The organism is Flavobacterium aquiphilum (assembly GCF_027111335.1).
Lineage (GTDB): Bacteria > Bacteroidota > Bacteroidia > Flavobacteriales > Flavobacteriaceae > Flavobacterium > Flavobacterium aquiphilum.
The window spans coordinates 880,043-903,337 of sequence record NZ_CP114288.1 but is presented as its reverse complement, the minus strand read 5'-3'; the positions used below and the strand labels follow the sequence as shown (position 1 = coordinate 903,337).

Below are 23,295 nucleotides of genomic sequence, written 5' to 3'. Positions count from 1 at the left end.
AAGTAAATGAAATGAATTGATACATACACAGATGATTTATTAAAGCAAAAAAGCTAAAGACATAAAAATAACATTCACTATGATAGAATTTAAAAAAACATTCCTGCTATTTTTAATTTCAACATTCTCATTTTCACAAAATATTTTTATAAAATATATTGGTGATAGTGAAGACAACATCCTTTTAACTTGTCAATCAATAGAATCATTACACACACCTACTGTCCTTAATAAAAACAATCGGAATTTAAAATTCACATTAAACAGCCCTACAACATTATTGTGCAATCAAATTTATAGAAATACTCTTATTTTCTCCTTACCGAATGAAACAATTGAATTTGATATAAATGATAAAGGGTTAATAAATTATTCTTGTCCCTCTAACAAATATCGAAAATTAGAATCTGAGTTTATAAATGATTGTTTTCAAAAATATGGAAAAACTGAAAACATTTCTGATTACAATGAGCTTAAACAAATACGATTATTGAATAAACTTCCAAAATATTTTGATAAAGAGTACGTTAAAGAGCAAGAATTAATGGAAAGCTATTATAGAAACGATAAAATTTCAAAAGAATTCTATCAATATTTCACTACAATGTATTGGTGTTTAATCAAGTATAATGAATTAGAAAACGAAATTATAAATCAAGATACATTCTTGTCAATAGAAAAAACTTTTGATGAAGCTGATGTGTTGTTAAACATTGAAGGATACAAATCATTACTATGTAATTATGTCGCAAAATCTTTGAAAAAATCAAACTTAAAAAATGATTTACATACTAGAATGGAATTCATAGCCAAAAACTTTACTAATCAAAAAATTATAGATTACTTATTATATTCCAATATTAATAGTGCTTTAAATGACCGATTCATAAAAACAGTAGTTGATAAACAAAGCATTGATATATTTAGAAAAAACTGCAAAAATCAAGAATATCTTAAAGCTATAAACCAAGATTTACAACCGAAAACTGCACCGATAATTTTGCAAAATATCATAAAAAAGCATATTGGAAAATTAGTTTTGGTCGATTTTTGGGCATCATGGTGTATGCCATGTCGAGAAGAGTTCCCCAGTGAAAAAAAACTGATACAAAAATACCCTAATGTAGCTTTTATATTTCTATCCATAGACAAAAGCAGCACTGCCTGGCAAAAAGCAATGGATCAATACAATGACATTCTGAATAAAGAAAATAGTTTTTTGCTTACAAAATCAAATCAGGATGAATTATTAAATGAAATAAATGTATCCACTATTCCACGTTTTGTATTGTTTGGTAAAGATGGAAAAATAATAAATCCTGATGCTCCAAGGCCATCCAGCACCGAAATTCAAACATTGATTGAAGAACATCTGTAACAATAATATCCCAAAAAAAAAATCGAAGACCAATATACCCTTTTTAAATATTTGTAAAGAGAAGAATTTTTTATTGATAAAAACATTTTAAATAGCATTCGCCACAATAAACCCACTTGTCCAAGCATTCTGGAAATTGAATCCGCCGGTAATGGCGTCGATATTCATGATTTCTCCAGCAAAATAAAGATTCTCGTGAAATTTACTCTCCATGGTTTTGAAGTTGATTTCTTTTAAATCGATTCCGCCGGCGGTTACGAATTCTTCTTTGAAAGTGCTTTTACCATTTACCTGAAAAGTGCCATTCGTCAATTGATTTACCAAGTTTTGCAATTGGTTTTTGGACAAATCAGCCCATTTGGTATCTGCAGGAATTCCTGAAGCTAGAACTAGACTTTCCCAAAGACGATTAGTTAAATCAACAGCCGATTTTTTGGAAACCGATTTTTTGGCGTGTTCTTGTTTGGTGGTTTTTAAAATTTTCTCCGCATCTTCGGCATCAAGCTCGTTGAGCCAATTCACATAAATGGTAAACTGATAATTCTTGTCGTGTAAAATCCGCGCACCCCAAGCCGATAATTTCAAGATTGCCGGGCCGCTCATTCCCCAATGCGTAATTAACAATGGACCTGTTGAAGTCAGTTTAGTGTCTTTTACTTTTACGGTAACTTGAGCTGAAACTCCTGGTAATTCTTTAATTCGGGAATCTTTTATATTGAAGGTAAATAAAGATGGAACTGGACTCACAATTATGTGTCCTTGTTTTTGCAACATTTCCCAAATTTTCGGGTTGCTGCCTGTGGCAAGAACTAATTTTTCAGCAATGTAATTTTCATTTTGCGTCTCCACTTTCCAAAAATTGTCTTTTTTAAAAATGGACTGCACACTTTGTCCTGTGAAAACTTTGATTCCAAGCTTTTGGGTAGCTTTAACAAAACAATCAATTATGGTTTGCGATGAATTTGAAACAGGAAACATACGGCCGTCCTCTTCAATTTTCAACTCTACTCCATGTCTTTCGAACCATTCAATAGTATCACCCGAACAAAACTGATGAAATGGGCCACGTAGCTCTTTTTCTCCACGCGGATAAAATTTGACCAACTCATTAGGCTCGAAACAGGCATGTGTCACATTACAGCGACCGCCTCCGGAAACGCGAACTTTTGCCAATACTTCAGCTCCTCTTTCTAAAATGGCAACTTTTATTTTCGGGTTTTTCTCCACGATATTAATAGCCGTAAAAAAACCGGAAGCGCCGCCGCCAACAACGAGTATGTCAAAATTTTGAATCATGTTTTTTGCGAAGAAATTAAAGTGCAAATGTAAACATTAAAAAAAACAAACACGAATTACACTAATTGGCACGAATTATATACAAAGTTGAAATATAATTACACAAATTCTAGTTGTTTTTAGAATTCGTGTAATTTTAAAAGAGGTTTTAATTCGTGATAATTAGTGTAATTCGTGTTTAACATTTTTAAACCCTATCCAAAAAATCAGTGATGATGCCATCCACTTTTAACGATTTCATTTTTTGAATATCATCAATTTCATTTACTGTCCACGGAAAAACAAGGATTCCTTTCTCCTGAATTTTGGTGGTATAATCCTTTGTCAATAATTGAAAATCGGGATGTAAAGCTTCGGCTTTCATGAATCGGGCAAAAGAAATGGCCAAATCAATATCGGTTTCGGTTAAAACTCCAATTCGGATATCGCTATTCAAAAATCGGACTTGTTGCACGGCATTCCAATCGAAACTGGAAACTATAAAATGTTCTTTTCTCCAGTTTTTTTCTGAAATATAATGTTCTATCAATTGAACCACTTTCTCCGCTGTATCCTGATTTTTTAATTCAATATTTACAAAACATCTTTGGTTAACCAAATCCAAAACCTCATCCAATGTTGGAATCGTGTGTTTTTCATTAATTGTAAAGGATTTTAGTTCCTGCAATGTCAATTGGTTTACAACTCCTTTTCCATTGGTTGTCCTATCGATGGTTTCGTCGTGGATGACAATCAAATGTCCGTCTATACTAAGATGCACATCCAATTCGATTCCGTCTGCCTCCATTGCAATTGCTTTTTCAAACGAAACCAAAGTGTTTTCGGGTTCGTATCCTTTGGATCCTCGGTGCCCTATTTTTAGCATTTTTTTCATCTTACTAAAATAAAAAAACGCCTTCATTTCTAAAGGCGTTTTAGTGTAATTTATTTTTTAGAACATTTTGAATCCAAAAAATCACAAATGTTTCCCCCTAGCCCCGATTGAAACGAAAATCCTTGTGGGTCTCGTCCCTAAAAGACGAGACCCGCAAGATTGCAGTGCAAAGCGGGATCAATGCTTGCTAAAAATGCCTAATGGTTCTGCTCCAAAAAAATTAGCGACAGATTAAAAGATTTTCACAGATTTTTTTAGACAATCCAAAATCTGTGTGAATCTGTGCAAATCCGTGGCAAAAAACACTTTACAAACTAAGGAAATGCTTTTAAATTTACTTCATCGATTCCAACAAAACAATGTCGAATTCGCTGTCAACAGTAACTTTCCCTTTCAAAACGGTTGCTGTTTTTCCGGAATAGGCATCCCTAACTTTGGCTCCTTCCTTGAAGGCTGAACCTACGGGAATTTCTTTTTTGCCTGAAGCCAAATTCAATCCGATTATGACAGTGTCTGTATATTTTCCTTTGGTAAAAGTTCGTGAACAAACATACGGTTTTGCTGAAATTTCGGTATTCACACCCGCTCCAACAGAAGGGTGGTTCTTTCTGAACTGACCTAATTTTTGCCAATGCAACAACACTTTTTGAGTTTCGGAATTTGTTTTTATGGCTTCCCAATTCATATTAGAACGCAATGTGGCATCGCCCTGAGTCCCTTCGACCACAAGGGAACGAGCAGATTCATCGCCATAATACATTTGCGAAATACCGGGAGTCAAAAGTAATTTTGTTCCGCTTTCGATGCTTTTGGTACGTTTGGCATCAAAAGGCCCACCATCGTCGTGAGAAGACAAATAATTCAGAACACTATTGCCTTTCAATTGATTGTTCAGTAAGCCGGAATATTTTGAAAACAGAATAGAATAGTCTTTTTGAGCATCGCTTTTGAATTCAAAATTGATCATAGCCGTAAAACCATTCGCATAATAATCTACTTTTTTGTCCCCAAAATCGAACAGTTTTCCGTTACTAATGTTGTAATTATAAACTTCGGCAATGGTGTAAAACGGATTATTGTCCAAAACTTTCGTCGGATTATTTTTTTTCCATTGTGCGAAAGCGTAATCACATTGGATTTTAAAATCAGCCCAAACGCTTTCGTCTGTGTGCTTCACCGTGTCGGCGCGGTAACCGTCAATTCCGAACTCAGTAATATAATCTGTCAACCATTTTATGATGTAATATTTTGGAGTTCTTGGATAACCTGTTCTTTTGAAAAAAGCATCCAATGAAGCCACTTCCTTTTCATATCTTCCTTCGGCTTTCCATTTTTCAACCAAAAAAGGAGGCAGTGCAACGGCAACTTTGCTTTCGGTTTTTACATCAGGTAAATTCGATACCAACGTACAAGCTGTTGTATTTTCAAAATTGCTGTATTTGCAATTTGGTCCCGTGCGAACCCAATCTTCAGGCCAAACAGTATCGACAGGCGTAACCGGTCCCGTATGATTGATTACCCCATCAAGCATGATTCGGATTCCTTTTGCGTGCGCTTTTTTAACCAATTCGGCTAAGTCTTTTTTGGTTCCGAAGTTAGGATCCAAAGCCGTCCAATCCCTTGTCCAATAACCATGAAATCCATAACTAAACCCTGTTCCTTCATCGACTCCGTCATGAATTTGTTCGACGATAGGTGTAAACCAAATCACGTTGATTCCTAATTTTGTAAAGTAACCTTCGTCTATTTTTTGAATAATTCCTTTAAGGTCGCCACCTTCAAAACCGCGAAGTTTTCCGGCAGTTTTAGTTCTGTTATAATTTACATCATTCGATTTGTCGCCATTATTAAAACGGTCGGTCATCAAAAAATATAAATTAGCTCCTTCCCAAACGAAAGGTGTTTTCTCGGTTTTTGCGACAGTGTGTTTTTTCGCTTGTGCAAATGCTAAAGTCGTTGCCAACAAAAACGACAGTGATAGTATTGTTTTTCTAATCATTTTATAGCTGTATTTTGATTTCGTTATCTAATCCTTTTTTCAATGCTACCGGAATTTCAAGCGTGGAAGCATTGGTTTTAAAATCAACATTCACGCCGTTAACGGTAACTTTCGTTGGTTTTGAACTGATATTATGAACCAATAAAGTAACATTTTTGTCGGCACTTACAAATGCTTTTCCAACTGTAGTAGTTATTTTCAATGTAATAACTTTTGCGGAAGCGTTGTTTGAAAAATTCAAAATTTCGTAAGCTCCCTTTTCGAAAGCATTTGGTGTCAATCCATCATCATTGTATAATTTCCCTGAACTTGACATTGTTTTTTCATCAAAATAAAAATGCAAATCAAAATTAGCCAACGAATATTTTGTCGTGTTCTGAATGGTTTTAATCATCGGGACAAATGAGCCTCCGCGAACAAATACCGGAATATTATCTGCCGAAACAGCAATGTTCTCCGTATTTCCTGCTTCGTGTTTTTGTCCTGTATAAAAATCAAACCAATTGTTGCCTTTTGGGAAATAAACAGTTGTGTTGGTAACTCCTGCTTTGGTAATTGGTGTCACCAAAAAATCATTTCCCCACAAATAGGAATCGCAAGAGTTCAATAGCCTTTCATTGGTTGGTTCCTCAAAAAATAAAGGACGCATCAATGGCAAACCTTTGTTGTTATTTTCGAAAGCCAAAGTGTAATTGTACGGCAACATTTGGTAGCGCAACTCAATTTGTTTTTTGACTTTGGCTTTGGTCAAAATATCTTTATTAACCGGTTCCGAAGCCACATCTTCCTGCGCGTGCGGACGATAAACCGGCTGAAATACGCCGTACTGCAACCAACGAACATACAACTCATTGTCGAAATAATCTCCTGCAAATCCTCCCAAATCCGAATGCATATATGCCATTCCCTGCATTCCCATCTGCAATGCGATTTCGGGTTGCGATTGTAATCCTTCCCAACTGCGACTCACATCACCCGACCACGGAATCATTCCGTAATGCTGTGATCCCGAATATCCGGCACGCATTAGAATAAATGGACGCACATTTGGAAAATCCTTTGCATAGCCTTCGTCAATCATTTTGGCCCAAGTATGGCCGTAAATATTGTGCACTTCATCTGCTTTTCCCTGTGCGGTAAATGACGCTGACGGAAACACTTCGGGTTCTCCCAAATCGCCCCACCAACCGCCAACTCCTTGATTGATTAGATTTTTATAAATGTTCCAAAACCAAGTTTTCCCTTCAGGTTTAAATACATCGACAAGTCCCGTATTCCCGAAAAAGAAATCGTATTTGAATGGGTTTCCAGCATTATCTGTTGCCAAAACTTTCTTATCGACAGCATCTTGCCATCTACTTGAAGTTGTCAATATAAAAGGCTCGGTAATCAGAACGGTTTTAACTCCTTTACCGTTCAAATCGCTTATCATTTTCTTTGGATCAGAGAAATTGTCTTTGTCCCAATCCAAATTCCCCATCGTTCCTGTAACCGTTTTCCCGAACCAATACAAATCAAGAATAATGGCATCGACAGGGATTTCATCTTTCAAATATTTATCAATGGTTTTCGTCACTTCTTCCTGTGAATGATACCCAAATCTACTAGAGAAATTCCCCAAAACCCAACGAGGAATAAGCGGTTGTCTTCCTGTCAAAGCCGTGTAATTTGAAGTCAAACCAACCCACGAATCACCTGCAATCACCTGATAGGTTTTTCGTCCCGAAATAGTTTCATACACCAAAGTATTGTCTTTTTTGCTGTCCAAATCCAACCACCCGATGGCACCGTTATCAAAATGAACCGCATAAATTTTGGAAGACATTACCAACGGAATCGAGAAATTCATTTTCTTAGAATGTGTTCCATATCCATAATCAGCTTGGTTGTACAATTCCAAACGGTTTCCGCGACGGTTCATACCCAATGCTCTCGCTCCGGCACCATAAAACGCTTCGGATGCATCCACATTAAATTCTAATGTTTCCTGTGGCTGTTCTTTGCTGTTTGTATTTCGTTTTACATATCCGTTTTTCTCCGAAATCAACTCTTTGTTTTTGTACAAATAGGTAATTTGGAAAGGGCTTTTTGCAATGGAAACCGAAATTCCATTAGAAGAATACACCAATTCATTTTGAGTTTGCTTTACTTTAAAAGCCGTTTTTTCGGGAGTTAAAACAACGGCATGCGAATTGGAATTTGATTTTTCGCCTGTCGGCAAAAAAGTGGTTTCAATTATTTTATCCGAATAGGGTTTTATGAAATACTGCCCGTCAGATGTTTTTATTTCCAAAGTGTTTTGGACTACTTTATAACTTTCAAATTTCCTGTTTGCGTTTTGGGCAAAAGAAAGACTTGAAATTAAAAGGAATAAAATTATTTTTTTCATAACTAATCTAAAATTTTGAACCATTAAGATATTAAGGTTATTAAGCTCTGTCTCTAATCTGATTAAATATGAATCGCAAAGTTTTTCTAAATGAATCTTAATATCTTAATGGTTAACTATTTTTTGTTTAAAACATAAAGATTATTAAGCTTTACTTAATGAAACTTAATATCTTAATGGTTTAAAAAAATTACTTCAATTCCAATATCAAAACCGATTTTCCTTCAATGGTGATGTCATTTTTCAAATCAATTGATTTTCCTGAAAGCACATCGTTTCCAGTTGAATAATTCACCAAACTTTCCTCAAAACGGTTAGTTGCAAAAGTTTTAGATTCCTTATTGTTATTGATGACCACCATAACCGCTTTGGAATCAGTATATCTGAAATACACATAGACATTATTCTCTGGAATGTAATGTTTCATCTTCCCGAAATGCACGGCATCATTGGTTTTTCTCCAATTGAACAACTTTGATGAGAAATCAAAAAACTGCTGCTGCTCAGCCGTTCTTCCTTCTTTTGCGAAAGCATTATTACTGTCTCCAGCCCAGCCTCCAGGGAAATCCTGACGAATAGCCGCGTCACCGTCTTTGTCTTTGCTTCCTGCCATTCCAATCTCAGAACCATAATAAATCTGCGGAATCCCTCGAACGGTAGCCAGCAAAGTCATTGCCATTTTATACTTCGATAAATCTTTTTGATAAATTTCATTGAAACGGTTTGTGTCGTGATTTTCAGCAAAAATCATTATGCTGTTGATATTTGGATACAGAAAATCATTGGTGAAATTTTCATAAATATTGACCATTCCTTCATTCCACTTGCCATTATCTTCATTAAATACTTTGGCCAAAGTTTCGGTCAATGTGAAATCCATTACAGAAGGCAAATAGGAATTATAATTTTGTATGGCTGCTATCTTGCTGTCTTTCTGCCAAAAGGCCATTTGCGCCTGATCGTGCATCCAGACTTCCCCAACAATGTTGAAATTTGGGTATTCATCAGTAATGGCTTTTGTCCATTCGGCGATACCTTTTTTGTCACAATAGGAATAAGTATCTACACGGAAACCATCCAAATTAGCATATTCAATCCACCAAATGGCGTTTTGTTTCAAATAGGTATTCACCAATGGATTCGACTGATTCAAATCCGGCATTGATTTTACAAACCAGCCGTCCATGCACATTTTAGCATCAATCTGCGATGCGTTTGGGTCAAACTGAGTGGTCATTCTGTAATTGGTTTGGGCATAACCCGGAAACTGATGAATCCATTCATAAGTTGGCAAATCCTTCATCATCCAATGTTCGGCTCCCCAATGATTCGTTACATAATCCATGATGAGTTTCATGTCGCGTTTGTGCAATTCAGCCGAAAGCTGTACATATTCTTCATTGGTACCAAAACGGGGATCGATTTTGTAAACATCAGATTGTCCGTAAGTGTGGTACGAATAAGCTTTATCGTTGTCTTCGCAAAGCGGTGTCGGCCAAAGTGCCGTTGCTCCCAATTCTTTTATGTAATCCAAATGCTGAATCATACCAGCAATATCACCGCCGTGTCTTCCGCCGGGAAGCGCTCTGTTTCCTTTTTCAGTAACCGATTTGTTGCTGTCGTTTTTAGGATTTCCATTCGCAAAACGATCGGACATTATCAAATAAATCAAATCGGAGGCATCATAACCTTTTCTCAAAGCCGAATTTTCCCTTCTTTGTTTTAAACTGTATTTTTTTGTGAAAGCGACTTTTTTGTTTTTAGAAAATGAAAAAACTAAATCTTGTGCAGTCACATTTTTAGTGTCAATTGTAACAAAAAGATAATTTGGGTTTTCGGTCTTTTTTACTTCTTTGATTACAATATTTTGAGATACTGACACTTCATTTTCAGCGATATTTTTGCCATAAAACATAATCTGCAATTCCGGATTGTGCATTCCTGCATACCAAAATGGAGGCTCAACTCTATCAATTTGGGCAAAAACCGATAAAGAGAAAAAAAGCATTAAAATGATAATTTTCTTCATATTCTTTTATATAATTTTAAAACCCTTTCGAAGTAAAACTTGGAAAGGGTTTATTTTAATGATTTATTTTAGTGATTTGGATGAACCAAAACTGGAGCTCCGTTTACATAAACGGTTAGTTCGTTAGTTCCTTCCAAAGTGAATTTGGTTTCCTTATGATCAACCGAAATTTTCAGAATTTGGTTTCTGAAATTGATTTTAAAAGAATAGCCTCCCCATTCTTTTGGAATCTTTGGAGAGAAATGAAGTTGGTCATTTTTCACTCTCATTCCTCCAAATCCTTCTACAATACTCATCCAAGTTCCCGCCATAGATGTAATGTGACAACCTTCTTCAACCTCTTTGTTGTAATCGTCAAGATCCAAGCGGGAAGTTCTTAAATAGAAAGCATAGGCCATGTCCATTTTATCCAACAAAGCGGCCTGAATCGAGTGAACGCAAGGAGAAAGTGAACTTTCATGCACCGTAAATGATTCGTAAAAATCGAAATTACGCTCCAATTCATCTTTTGAAAAATGATCTTCAAAGAAATAAAAACACTGCAATACGTCAGCCTGTTTGATATATGGCGAACGCAATACACGATCCCAAGACCATTTTTGGTTAATTGGTCTTTGCGAACGATCCAAATCTTTTACGCGAACCAAATCCTTGTCCAAGAAACCATCTTGTTGCAAATAAATACCCATTTCCTCGGATCTTGGGAAATACATATTACCTGCCACTTTGTTCCATTCTTCCAATTCCGCTTCCGAAAGTTTTACTTTTTCTATAATACGTTTATGGTCTGACGGATATTCCAATGACACTTTTTGAATTTGCTCATAGGCATAATCAATACACCATTTGGCAATATAATTGGTATAAAAATTATTGTTGATATTGTTTTCGTATTCATTTGGTCCAGTTACTCCCAAAATCACATATTGATTTTTGTCTTTGGAAAAAGAAGCTCTTTGGTGCCAAAAACGGGCAATACCAATTAACACTTCCAATCCTTTCTCCGGAATATAGGAGTAGTCGCCAGTAAAACGGTGGTAATTGTAAATTGCAAAAGCAATCGCACCATTTCTATGGATTTCTTCATGGGTAATTTCCCACTCGTTATGACATTCTTCACCGTTCATAGTAACCATTGGATACAGAGCAGCACCATTTTTGAAACCTAGATTTACTTCCGCATTTTCGATGGCTTTATCCAATTGATTGTAACGGTATGTCAATAAATTTCGTGCCACTTGTTGGTCTTTGGTCGCCATGTAAAATGGAATACAGTACGCCTCAGTATCCCAATAAGTAGATCCTCCGTATTTCTCTCCGGTGAATCCTTTTGGTCCAATATTCAAACGGGAGTCTTTACCTGAATAGGTTTGATTTAGTTGGAAAATATTAAAACGGATTCCCTGTTGCGCTTTTACGTCACCATCGATAGTGATGTCTGACATCTCCCAGATTTTAGCCCAAGCATCAATTTGGTCTTGCAACAATTGTTTATATCCTTTTGCCAAAGCAGCTTGTATCACTTTTTCGGCTGCCGAAACAGTATCGGCATGATTCAACGAAACAGTATATCCACCAATTTTTTGAATTCCCGATTTTTCACCTTTGGCAGTAATAACATCGTAGTAAAATAAAATTTTATCTGATGAAGTATCTATCGATGTTGGGGACATATTTTGTTTTTCCCCTCTAGCCCAAATGGTATTTTGCATAAAGGTTGTTACTTTAAAATGCGTTTTGAAGGTTTGAGCCGTAACAAATGCTTCATTCCCTGATTTTTTAACGTCTAATGGTTCCCAAAATTTTTCTTCCCAGTTGGCATCTTCATTGGTTACTCCAGCATCGATGTACGGTTTGTAAATGATTTTGGCATCTTTATTCAAAGGCGTAATTTCATAATTAATCACCCCAACTTCATCCAAATCTAAAGAAAGAAAACGTCGGATATCAACAGCTATTTCTGTTCCGTTTTTCAAAGTTGCCTCAAAAGAACGATGGTACCAACCCTCTTTCATGTTCAACTCACGACGGAAATTTTTAACCTCGGTACATGAGTTCAAATCAAAATCTTCTCCATTGATTTCAATATTGATACCAATCCAGTTTGGGGCATTCAATACTTTGGCAAAATATTTTGGATAACCGTTTTTCCACCAGCCCACTTTGGTTTTGTCAGGATAATAGATTCCTGCGATATAACTTCCCTGAAAAGTTTCACCTGAAAAATTCTCCTCGAAATTGGCTCTCTGTCCCATAGCACCATTTCCAATACTGAAAAGACTTTCAGATGATTTTACGCGCTCTCTATCAAATCCTTCTTCAATGATAGACCAATTGTCCGGTTTTATATAATCTTGATTCATTTTATATTTTAATTTAAAGTAAGGTTTGAAGTTCGAGAACGAAACACCTCTTTGCTTCATCCCACTTTGACCTTATAATTGTTTGATTGATTATTTTATTTATTGATTAATAGTTCCAAAAAAGTAGAATTTATTTCAGTGAAATCTTTAAAAATATATTCTGCTTCATGCAAGATTTTCTCTTCTCCAATTCCGATACTTATCATTTTCGCAATGTTGGCCGCTTGGATACCCGCAACCGAATCTTCAAAAACAATTGAATCTTCGTTGGCAACACCCAATTGCCTTGCAGCGTGGAGGAAAACTTCAGGATCTGGTTTGGCGTTGACAACATCATTACCGTCAACAACCACGTCAAAATAACTTAACACCCCTGTTTTTTCAAGAATCGGCCTTGCATTTTTACTTGCCGATCCTAATGCTATCAGCTGATCATTTGCCTTTAAAAATTTTAAAACTTTCATCACTCCAGGCAGAATCTCAGTCTCATTCATATCAACTAAATAGGAAAGATAGTCTTCATTTTTTTGGATTAACCATTTGTCTTTATCTTCCTGTGACGCTTCCACTTTCCCTAATTCAAGGATAATATCTAAGGAACGAACTCGACTCACTCCTTTTAATAATTCATTGTGATCCAATGTGAAATCGATTCCTAATCCATTCGCAATTTTTTTCCAAGCCAAAAAATGATATTTGGCTGTATCAACAATTACACCGTCTAAATCGAAAATAAATCCTTTTCTCTTTTCCATTATAATTCTCCTTTATCGTTTATTTATTTTATTGTTGTATTTTTTCTTTAACAAAAAACACCGCCGTACCCGCTATTAACATCGAAACTCCGGCAATTACAATTATTACCATTGGATTTCCTCCAAAAAGCATAATCAAAGTACTTCCCAAAAGTCCGGCTGTAATTTGCGGTATGGTAATGGTTGCATTAAAAAGCCCCATATACACCCCCATTTTTTCTGCAGGTAATGAACCTGACAACATTGCGTAAGGCATTGCCAGAATAGCCGCCCAAGCCAATCCTACTCCTGAAATTGAAAGCAACAACATGTTTTTGTCTTCAACAAGAAACATTGAAATCAATCCCAATCCTCCCATCATAAGAGAGAAACTGTAGGTTTTTTTTCTTCCAATATTCTTTGCGATTGTTGGAATGAGCAAAGAGAATAATGCAGCTACTGCACTGTAGAACGCAAACATTACTCCTGTCCAGTCTCCTGCTTCGTTAAAACCAATTGATTTTGCATCAAGGGCTTCGGGGCCCCAAACTTGATTCGCAATCGCCCTTGTGGTATAAACCCACATCAAAAACAAAGCAAACCACGAGAAAAACTGAACAATTCCAAGTTGCCAGAAGATTTTAGGCGCATTTCCTATCAATGTAAAAATGCTTGTTTTTTCCTTTTTATCAGAAGCGTTAAGGTCAATATTATTGTATTCGGCGTGTTCTTTTGGTGCATATTCTTTGGTTCTGAAAACAGTCCAAAGAACAGTTCCTAAAAGAATTGCTCCACCAATATAAAAAGACCAAATAACCGATTGAGCTACTTTTTCGCCAGCGGCAGGTACATTAGACATACCCATTTTTGCTAAAATCCATGGCAATAATGATCCGAAAACAGCTCCGAAATTAATCAACGCACTTTGAACGGAATATCCCAGATTGCGTTGTTCATCATTAACCATATCTCCAACAAGAGCCCTAAATGGTTGCATGGTAACATTAAATGAAGTGTCCATTAACAGCAACATTACTGCTCCAAAAAGTAATGGAGGAAACAGATAAGCAAAGTACTCCGCATTTGGCATAAAAAACATTGCCATTGCCGAAACGATTGCTCCGAAAAAAATAAAAGGGATGCGTCGCCCTAATCTGGTCCAGGTTTTATCACTCGACAAACCAATAATCGGCTGTACAACCAAACCGGCCAAAGGCGCTGCCAACCAAAAATAACCTATACTGTGAACATCGGCCCCAAGTGCTTCTAATATTCTACTTGTGTTTCCGTTTTGCAAAGAATATCCAATTTGAACTCCCATGAATCCAAAACTTAAATTCCATATTTGCCAAAAACTTAAATTCGGTTTTCCCATTTTAAAAAAATTACATATTTACTTGATAAACAAACTGTTTCTCTTATAGTCTTTTGATATTAAAAAATTACAAACAATTCAAAATGACTCAGACACAAATTATTGTTATCCTGCTAATTTTTCCATTAAAACAATTTGATCCAATGCCTTAAAAAAACATAGCATTTTCCCTTTTCGAAAACAACTGACAATAGTTGTTCCAGAACTCAATTGTTCCTTTAAAAAATTGTTTTGATAATGAAATGGAATAGTCAAAGACATTTATCGTTGTCGATAAATTTTCTAAAAATCATCAACTATACTTTTGTAAAAATTCATTAAATCACAAATACTATTTATGAATTTCTTTTTTGTAAGATACAGTCATGTTTTCATAAATAAAACACGACTAATTTATCGTTATAAAAAAACTCATCTTATTTTTCGAAGTAAAAGAAAAGCTTTAAACGGTGAGTAAATATATAAAAACCTTTTTGATTTATGTTTAACAAAATCAAAAAATAATGATTTTTTTTAACTACAAGGTTGTAGTAATTAATAAAATATGTATTTTTTCTACTTTTTATTTTAGTATCAACAAACAATAAAAAAATCGGACAGTATTCAAACCATCCGATTCCTATTTTTATTTCCTGTCAAAAAAGCAATTTAGTGCTCAATGATTATTTTTTAATTTGTAAGAAACATATCTTCTTAGAAACTTTTTTAAGCTGTAGATTCCCTTTCTACGAGATAAGTTTCAATAACCTCAGTAATGTAATTTTCTTCTTCATTTTCATCTTCAGACTCCAATCTGTCAATAATAATTTTTGCGGCACGATTTCCCATTTTTACACCGCTTTGACTCACTGTAGTAATAGTTGGGGTTGAGTATTTTGAAATCATTCCATCGGTAAAAGCGATCACAGCAAGGTCTTTCGGTACATTCAGTCCAATTTTATTGGCTGTTTTGATACAGGTTACCGCAAAAATTTCATTTACGGCAAAAACAGCATCAATGGCTTCCTCTTCCAATAATTTACTTATAATAATTTCGCAGGTATCTACATCTTCAATTTTAATGATTAGATGCTCATCAAAAGGAATGTTATTATCCAACAATGCCTTAATATATCCGTCAGTACGTAATTTCCCGACACTTACATAATCTACTGTTGTCACCAATGCGATTTTTCTTCGTCCTTTATCAATCAAAGTTTGGACTGCTTCATAAGCAGCTTTCTTGTCGTCGATAATAACTTTATCACACAAAACCTCATTGGTCACCCTATCGAACATGACAACAGGCATCCCTTGGTTTATAACTTCGGTAATATGGTGAAAATCGCCTTTGAACTGGGTTTCTTTGGACAAAGACATAATAAAACCATCGATACTTCCATTGGCCAAAAGTTCCATATTCAACACTTCCTTGTCAAAGGAATCATCCGACAAACAAATCACAACACTATACCCATTTTCGTTGGCAATTTGTTCAACACCATTAATAACCGTTGAAAAAAAATGATGTACAATTTCCGGAATAATAATACCAATTGTTTTGGTTTTTCGGTTTTTTAAACTAAGGGCAATGTTATTGGGTTTATAATGATAAAATTTTGCAAATGCCTGAACTTTCAGTCTGGTTTCCTCACCTATTTCGGGGCTATTTCTTAAGGATTTTGAAACTGTAGAAATGGAAACATCCAGTTCTTTTGCAATTTGTTTCAATGTGATTTTTCTTTTCATATAATTTGGGCATTATGGTATTCCACTAATCAATTCCTAATAAAGGTAACATAATTTTTTATTTATTGTAAATATTCCCATGAAATTAAAATAAAAAAGCAAAGTTTTCAACACTACCACGTTTTCGTAAGGCTATACAAAATCCATCATGTTGGGCGTGTTAAATAATTCATAATTTTGAAATTCGAAGTAAAAAAACTTAAACAAAACTTAACCAAAAAAACAATTAATTTAAACAAAAAGTATGAAAACAATTTACAGAAAGTTGTTATTTTTAATACTCCTGCTTCCGTTTTGTGCAATAGCCCAAAACAAAGTTAATGGTGTTGTGCTTGATAATGCATCTGGACAACCTATTCCGGGAGTAAATGTAAAAATAGAGGGAAGCTCCACAGGCGTTTCTACGGATTTTGACGGTAAATTTCAATTAAACAATGTAAAACCTACAGATAAGCTAAGCATATCTTATATGGGTTACAAAACGAAATCGATTGCAGTAGGGTCTCAAAATTCTTTAACTATTAAACTTGAAGAAGACTCAAACCAATTAAAAGAAGTAGTTGTACAAGTAGGATACGGAACTGTTAAGAAAAAAGATGCCACTGGTGCCGTTACCGTATTAGGCGCCAAAGATTTTAACAAAGGTCCTGTAGTTTCAGCTGACCAAATGATTACAGGTAAAGTTGCCGGTGTGCAAATCATAAACGGTGGAGGTTCTCCTGGTGGTGATGTTACAATTCGTATTCGTAGTGGTTCTTCACTTACTGCTAATAATGATCCGTTATATGTTATTGATAATGTTCCTGTTGCTTCAGGTGGTGTAGAAGGAGGAAAAAACCCGCTTTCAACCATCAACCCAAATGACATTGAATCTATCTCAATTTTGAAAGATGCTTCTGCAACCGCTATCTATGGTTCACGTGCGTCAAACGGGGTAGTACTCATCACCACAAAAAAAGGTAAAGCTGGTGAACTTAAAGTAAGCTACAATGGTAACTTCCAAGTTTCTCAAATTTACAATCAAGTGGATGCATTGTCAACTGCTGATTTCACAGACTATGTAAATAAATATGGTACTACAAAACAAAAAGGCTTGATTGGTACTGCCAATACCAATTGGCAAGACGAAATTTACAGAACAGCTATTGGAACTGATCATAACATAAATGTATCGGGAGGTCAAAATGACATAACTTATAGAGTATCTGCCGGCTACGGAGATTTTGATGGCGTTCTTGAGAGAGATAACATGAAAAAAACTTCTTTGAATGCCAGTCTTGTTGGAAATTTCTTTGACAAACATCTGAAAATTGAGGTAAACAACAACACTTCTTATACCAAAAGTAATTACAGTAATACTGGAGCAATTGGTAATGCCATTGGTTTTGACCCTACTCAACCGGTTAAAAATGCCGATGGAAAATATTTTCAATGGTATGAAAACGGGGAGCTAATTCAATTGGCAAACAGAAACCCAGTCGCATTGATCAATCAGTTTAATAATTATGGTGAATTTTTTAGAAGTACCGGAAATATTCAATTTGATTATAAAATGCACTTCTTGCCAGAATTAAAAGCTGTAGCCAACTTTGGTTATGATAAAATGCAAGGGCAAAGTTATGGAAATACTGCTATGGATTATCTTGATGGCGTTAAAGGTTCTGGAGCTGGAGACAGCTATAAAAATAATGAGAGCAGAAACAATAAAGTGATGGATTTATACCTTAACTACAACAAAATGGTTGAATCTCTCAACACCACTTTTGATGTAACTGGTGGATATACTTATCAAGACTTTAGGGATTCAAAAGAAAAAACAAGCCACAACTTCGAAAACAACACGAATAATAAAGAATTATTCAATCCAACTCGTGTGAATTTACAATCGTTTTTTGCAAGAGCTAATGTGACCATTGCAGATAAATATTTGTTAACAATGTCGTATCGTCGCGATGGAACTTCAAGATTTACTGAGCAAAACAGATGGAGTAATTTCCCTGCTGTGGCTGTCGGCTGGAAATTGAACGAAGAAAATTTCCTAAAAGACGTTAAAGCAATTTCAACCTTGAAACTTAGAGGAGGCTGGGGTATAACTGGTCAACAAGACATTGGTATTTCTTACCCATCCCTTCCTTTGTACCTAGGTTCAAATGGTCAGGCAAAATATCAAATTGGAAATACATTTTACACAACTTACCGTCCTCAACCTTACAACAGTAACTTGAAATGGGAACAAACAACGACAATAAATGCGGGTATTGATTTCGGATTCTTCGATAATAGATTCACAGGATCTGCTGATGTCTATCAAAGAGATACTGACGATTTGCTGTTGTTTACTTACAATCCTCCTTTCTTTGGGTTCTCAAACCAAGATAATTACAACATTGGATCAATCCGTAACAAAGGAGTTGAACTTTCGGCACAGGTAATACCGGTAAAAACTGACGATTGGGAATGGAATATTGGCGGTAACATTACTTTCCAAAATTCTAAAATCACGGCTTTAACCACTACACAACCTGATACACCTGGTATTCCTGTTGGAAATTATTCAGGAGGTACAGGTAACACAATTCAAAATCATCAGGTAGGTTATGCACCAAACTCATTCTACGTGTATGAACAGGCATATGGAACAGACGGAAAACCTCTTGATGGAGTATTTATCGACAGAAATGGTGATGGTGTTGTAAACGAAAAAGATAAATACCGTTTCCACAAACCGGCTGCAGATGTTTTCTACGGATTCAATACAGCTGTATCTTACAAAAACTGGGACATGTCTATGAACTGGAGAGGTTCTTGGGGTAATTTTGTGTACAATAATGTTGATTCAGGTTATGGCGTTCAACAGGCTGTCTTGATTTATGAGAATTCACTTAAAAATGGTGTAGAAGATTTATTATATACTGATTTTAAATCATTAGACGCTAAACGTCAGCAGTCAGATTATTATGTACAAGATGCCTCTTTCCTTAAGTTAGATAACATCAGTTTAGGTTACAATTTCAAAAAATTACCTAAATATATATCCATGCTTAAATTAACCGGTTCGGTACAAAACGTATTGATAATCACAGATTATAAAGGACTAGATCCTGAGACTCCTACAAGTGGTACGCCTCCAGTGCCAGGTATCGATAATAATTTATATCCAAGGCCTATAATTTACACATTAGGATTAAACTGTAATTTCTAATAGCTATTCAAGATGAAAAATATTAAAATAAAATTATTGGGAGTTTCATTGTTCTTATTTGTAATGATATTTCCCTCATGCACAAATGATTTGAATCAAGTACCGGATAACGGAGATTCAAAGTCATCAGAAGAGTTTTTTAAAGATCCAGCTTCTTACAAGCAATTTCTTGCTAAAATTTATGCTGGTCTAGCAACAACTGGACAACAGGGACCTGCGGGTTCTCCAGACGTTTCGGGTATTGACGAGGGACAAAGTGACTACCTTAGAGGATATTTTTATTTACAAGAATTAACTACCGATTTGGCTGTTATAGCTTGGAATGATGCAACAATCAAAGATTTCCACAATCAAACATGGACTACTTTGGATACTTTCCTAAATGCTACCTATGCTCGTTTCTCTTTTCAAGTTGTTAACTGTAATGAATTTTTAAGACAAACTACCGATGATAAATTAACCGCAAGAGGGGTTGACGCTACTTTGAAAACTGAAATCGGTTATTTCAGAGCTGAAGCTCGTTTTATGAGAGCCTTGACTTATTGGCATTTATTGGATGCTTATGGTGGTGGTTCATTGGTAACTGAAGATTCTCCTGTAGATTTTTACTACCCTGATTATGCTACAAGAACTCAATTGTACAATTTTGTTGAATCAGAATTGAAAGCAATCATTCCTTTGTTGAAACCAGCAAAAACAAACGAAAAATATCGCGCTGATCAAGGTGCTGCAAAAATGTTATTGGCCAATTTATACATGAATTCTAAAGTCTATGTAAATGCTAATGATGGTTATGATAAAGCAGTTCCTCTATTAAACGATATTATTGCTGCTGGTTATACAATCCATAATCCAGCTGGAAGAAATGGATACCAAGAATTATTTTTGGCTGACAACGACTCAAATGGAGCACAGAACGAATTTATTTTTGCTGTTGCAATTGATGGTCTAAATACACAAGGCTATGGTGCAACAACTTTCTTAACTCACGCAGCAGTTGGTGGAAGCATGGACAAAAATGCATTTGGAATCAACGGTGGTTGGGGAGGTCTAAGAACTACTTCGGCATTCGTAAGCAAGTTCCCTGGCACAACATCTAGTGCAAATTCTTCCGATACTAGAGGAAATTTTTACAAAGACGGACAAAACCTTGAAATCAAAGATTTAGCGACGTTTACAGATGGTTATGCAGTTCAGAAATTCAGAAATCTAACTTCTGCCGGAGTTGCAGGATCAGATAAAAAAGGAGATTTTGTTGATTGCGATTTCCCAATATTCCGTTTAGCAGACGCTTATTTGTTGTATGCTGAATGTGCAGCACGAGGCGCAGCAGGAGCAAATATGGCCACTGCAGTAACTTATGTTAACGCTTTGAGAACAAGAGCAAAAACAAACACAATCACTCAATCTGAATTAACCTTAGCATTTATTCTTGACGAAAGAGCAAGAGAATTACACTGGGAACTTCATAGAAGAACAGACTTGATTCGTTTTGGTAAATTTACGGGAAGCTCATATCTATGGCCATGGAAAGGTGGAGTAGCAAGCGGAGCACCGACACAATCGTACAGAGATTTGTTCCCAATACCTGCGAATGCTTTATCAGCAAACACAAAATTGAAACAAAATCCTGGTTACTAATAACTAAATAATTAAATATTAATCATACAACATGAGAAATTTAACTAAAGCTATAATCGCTTTATTTGCTGTACTTGCAGTGTCTTGTACAATTGATGAAGTGAAGGACAGAGCAGTAATTGAACCAGTTGGTGCTCCTGTATTAACAGCCCCTACAACTGGTGCCTCTTACGTTTTGAAGCCTGAAAACGCTGCCACTCAAGCAGAGCGTTTTACTTGGACTTCTGCTAATTATGGAGGACCTGTTGAGATTGAATACACTATCGAAATAGATAAAAAAGGAAATAAATTTGCAACTGTACAATCTTTGGGGGCGATAAAAGCACAAAACCAGTTATCGGTTACCGTGGAGGCCATGAACAAAGCCGTAATGAATTTGAAGGCGACTCCTTTTACTCCTACTGATTACGATGTTCGTATTAAAGCCATCACTGGTCTTGCGACTCCAATGTATTCAAATGTAATCAACATCACTATTTCCGCTTATACTACTGAAAATCCTAAATTATGGATGCCAGGAAGTTATCAGGCAGCCTCTGGATATGGTTCAGATTGGACTCATGCAACAGCAGCGCAATTATCAGCTTCCGGGTTTGGAAAAATGGATTTTGAAGGCTATGTAAACTTTGCAGCTGCAGGTTCAAAATACAAATACACAACTCAGGCTAATTGGGATGGCACCAATTACGGAGCCGGAGCAACTGCAGGGACTATAAGCACTACTGGTGGAGACATTAATGGTCCAGCAATTGGTTATTACAGAGTAGAAGTAGATACCGAAAAATTGACTCAAAAACTGACAGCAACTGCTTGGGGCATCGTAGGTGCAGCAACAACTGGAGGATGGGACAATAGCACAGCGATGACTTACGACAAAGACAAAAAAGTATGGACAATCACTGCTACCTTAAAAGCCGATGATATGAAATTCAGAGCCAATAATGCTTGGGACATCAATTTTGGAGATGATGGAGCCGATGGTATATTAGAATATGGCGCTGCCAACATCAAAGTACCATCTGCCGGTAATTATACCGTTACTTTGGACTTAAGCAAACCGAGAGCCTATACTTACACTCTAAAGAAAAACTAATTTTGAAGGCTTCCGGTCATTAAAAAACTGGAAGCTGAAAATATTAAAAATATAGATATGAAAAATATAACTAAATCGATAATTGGATTGTTTGCAGTATTTGCATTTTCATGTACTCCAAATGATATACAGGACAGACCGGAAGTTGTTACAACTGATCTTCCGGTTTTGACAGCTCCTCAATCGGGTGCAATTTATGAATTAAAGGGAGCAAATGCTGCGCTTCAAGCTGAGCGTTTTACTTGGAATTCGGCTAATTTTGGTGGAGCTAAAGTTACTTACACTGTAGAGATTGACACTAAAGCGAACAATTTTTCTGGAACGGCTGCGTTCAAAAATCTTGGTTCGGTAGAAGCACAGAACCAATTACCTGTTACTGTAGCAACTATGGATGAAGTAGCTTTGTCATTAGGAGCCACTCCTTACTCGCCAACTGAGTTTGTCATTAGGGTAAAAGCGGCTTCTGGTACTTTACCAGTAATGTACTCAAATGTAATCGGAATTGTAATCAATCCGTATATCAATCCAGCCCGCTTATGGGTGCCAGGAGGCTATCAGGCTGCCTCAGGTTATGGATCAGATTGGACGCCTTCCAGTGCACCTCAATTGGCTCCTTCTGGAGCAAATAAACCTGACCTTGAAGGATATGTGAATTTTGCAAATGTTAGCGAATTTAAAATGACCGTTGATGCCACTTGGGATAAACCTCAATTTGGCCTTGGTGATACAGCAGGAACTATTAAATTAAATGGTGCAAATATTCCAACTCCAGCTACTGTAGGCTACTACTTGATGGAAGTTAATTCTGAGAAATTAACTTATAAATTAACAAAGACTGATTGGGGAATTATTGGTGATGCAACCACTGGTGGTTGGGACAACAGTACTTCTATGACCTATGATAAAACTGCTAAAGTTTGGAAAATCACTGCAACACTGAAAGTAGGTTCAATGAAATTTAGAGCAAATAACGCTTGGGATATTAACTATGGAGATACTGGTGCCGATGGAAAATTGGAGTTTAATGCTCCAGACAACATCGCTGTTGCCGCTGCAGGAACTTACGCAATCACTTTAGATTTGAGTAATCCTAGAGCTTATACTTACAAATTGGTAAAACAATAATTCTAGTATCATTTTTAAAAAGGGCTATCTTTAAGGGATAGCCCTTTTTTATATTTTAGTAAAAAATAA

The 23,295-nt window shown here is 35.9% G+C and carries 14 protein-coding genes; 5 read left to right on the top strand and 9 right to left on the bottom strand.

All coding sequences use genetic code 11. From position 1 onward, the window contains the following. Nucleotides 1-79 precede the first annotated feature (79 nt). On the top strand, nt 80-1,378 hold the full coding sequence (locus OZP12_RS03730; RefSeq protein WP_281227707.1) for a TlpA family protein disulfide reductase: 1,299 nt from the start codon (nt 80-82) through the stop codon (nt 1,376-1,378). Nucleotides 1,379-1,465: 87 nt separating this feature from the next. Here OZP12_RS03730 and OZP12_RS03725 read toward each other — a convergent pair whose 3' ends face one another. The 9 genes from OZP12_RS03725 to OZP12_RS03685 all read right to left on the bottom strand — a co-directional run bounded on the left by OZP12_RS03725 (nt 1,466) and on the right by OZP12_RS03685 (nt 16,165). Further along, on the bottom strand, nt 1,466-2,674 hold the full coding sequence (locus OZP12_RS03725; RefSeq protein WP_281227706.1) for a BaiN/RdsA family NAD(P)/FAD-dependent oxidoreductase: 1,209 nt from the start codon (nt 2,672-2,674) through the stop codon (nt 1,466-1,468). Nucleotides 2,675-2,861: 187 nt separating this feature from the next. Further along, nucleotides 2,862-3,539 (bottom strand): glycerophosphodiester phosphodiesterase, encoded by a 678-nt coding sequence (locus OZP12_RS03720; protein ID WP_281227705.1) that lies wholly within the window; start codon nt 3,537-3,539, stop codon nt 2,862-2,864. Between the two features lie 343 nt (nt 3,540-3,882). Then, the gene (locus OZP12_RS03715) at nt 3,883-5,547 is read right to left on the bottom strand and encodes an alpha-amylase family glycosyl hydrolase (protein ID WP_281227703.1); all 1,665 of its coding nucleotides are present in this window, start codon (nt 5,545-5,547) and stop codon (nt 3,883-3,885) included. A 1-nt stretch (nt 5,548) separates the two neighbouring features. Then, nucleotides 5,549-7,936 carry a glycoside hydrolase family 31 protein gene (locus OZP12_RS03710; protein ID WP_281227702.1) on the bottom strand — a complete coding sequence of 796 codons (2,388 nt, stop codon included), beginning with the start codon at nt 7,934-7,936 and terminating at the stop codon, nt 5,549-5,551. A 190-nt stretch (nt 7,937-8,126) separates the two neighbouring features. After that, nucleotides 8,127-9,965, bottom strand: a complete 1,839-nt coding sequence (locus OZP12_RS03705; protein WP_281227701.1) for a glycoside hydrolase family 13 protein — start codon at nt 9,963-9,965, stop codon at nt 8,127-8,129. A gap of 68 nt (nt 9,966-10,033) precedes the next feature. Further along, complete coding sequence (locus OZP12_RS03700) at nt 10,034-12,328, bottom strand: glycoside hydrolase family 65 protein (protein WP_281227700.1); 2,295 nt, start codon at nt 12,326-12,328, stop codon at nt 10,034-10,036. Between the two features lie 95 nt (nt 12,329-12,423). Next, the gene (gene pgmB / locus OZP12_RS03695) at nt 12,424-13,083 is read right to left on the bottom strand and encodes a beta-phosphoglucomutase (protein WP_281227699.1); all 660 of its coding nucleotides are present in this window, start codon (nt 13,081-13,083) and stop codon (nt 12,424-12,426) included. A gap of 28 nt (nt 13,084-13,111) precedes the next feature. Continuing rightward, entirely contained in the window at nt 13,112-14,437 is a 1,326-nt protein-coding gene (locus OZP12_RS03690) for an MFS transporter (protein WP_281227698.1), read from the bottom strand. A 705-nt stretch (nt 14,438-15,142) separates the two neighbouring features. Next, on the bottom strand, nt 15,143-16,165 hold the full coding sequence (locus OZP12_RS03685; RefSeq protein WP_281227697.1) for a LacI family DNA-binding transcriptional regulator: 1,023 nt from the start codon (nt 16,163-16,165) through the stop codon (nt 15,143-15,145). Nucleotides 16,166-16,409: 244 nt separating this feature from the next. Here OZP12_RS03685 and OZP12_RS03680 point away from each other — a divergent pair, with 244 nt between their 5' ends. From OZP12_RS03680 to OZP12_RS03665, 4 genes are read left to right on the top strand one after another with little or no spacing between them, the layout of a single operon-like run. Then, nucleotides 16,410-19,367: a SusC/RagA family TonB-linked outer membrane protein gene (locus OZP12_RS03680; RefSeq protein WP_281227696.1), complete on the top strand. Its 2,958-nt coding sequence runs from the start codon at nt 16,410-16,412 to the stop codon at nt 19,365-19,367. A gap of 12 nt (nt 19,368-19,379) precedes the next feature. Then, a complete protein-coding gene (locus tag OZP12_RS03675) occupies nt 19,380-21,008 on the top strand; it encodes a RagB/SusD family nutrient uptake outer membrane protein (RefSeq protein WP_281227695.1) in 1,629 nt (542 codons plus the stop codon). A 31-nt stretch (nt 21,009-21,039) separates the two neighbouring features. Beyond that, nucleotides 21,040-22,101, top strand: coding sequence for a SusE domain-containing protein (locus OZP12_RS03670; protein WP_281227693.1), 1,062 nt, complete (start codon nt 21,040-21,042; stop codon nt 22,099-22,101). A 57-nt stretch (nt 22,102-22,158) separates the two neighbouring features. After that, nucleotides 22,159-23,226, top strand: a complete 1,068-nt coding sequence (locus OZP12_RS03665; protein WP_281227692.1) for a SusE domain-containing protein — start codon at nt 22,159-22,161, stop codon at nt 23,224-23,226. The last annotated feature ends 69 nt before the right edge of the window (nt 23,227-23,295 follow it).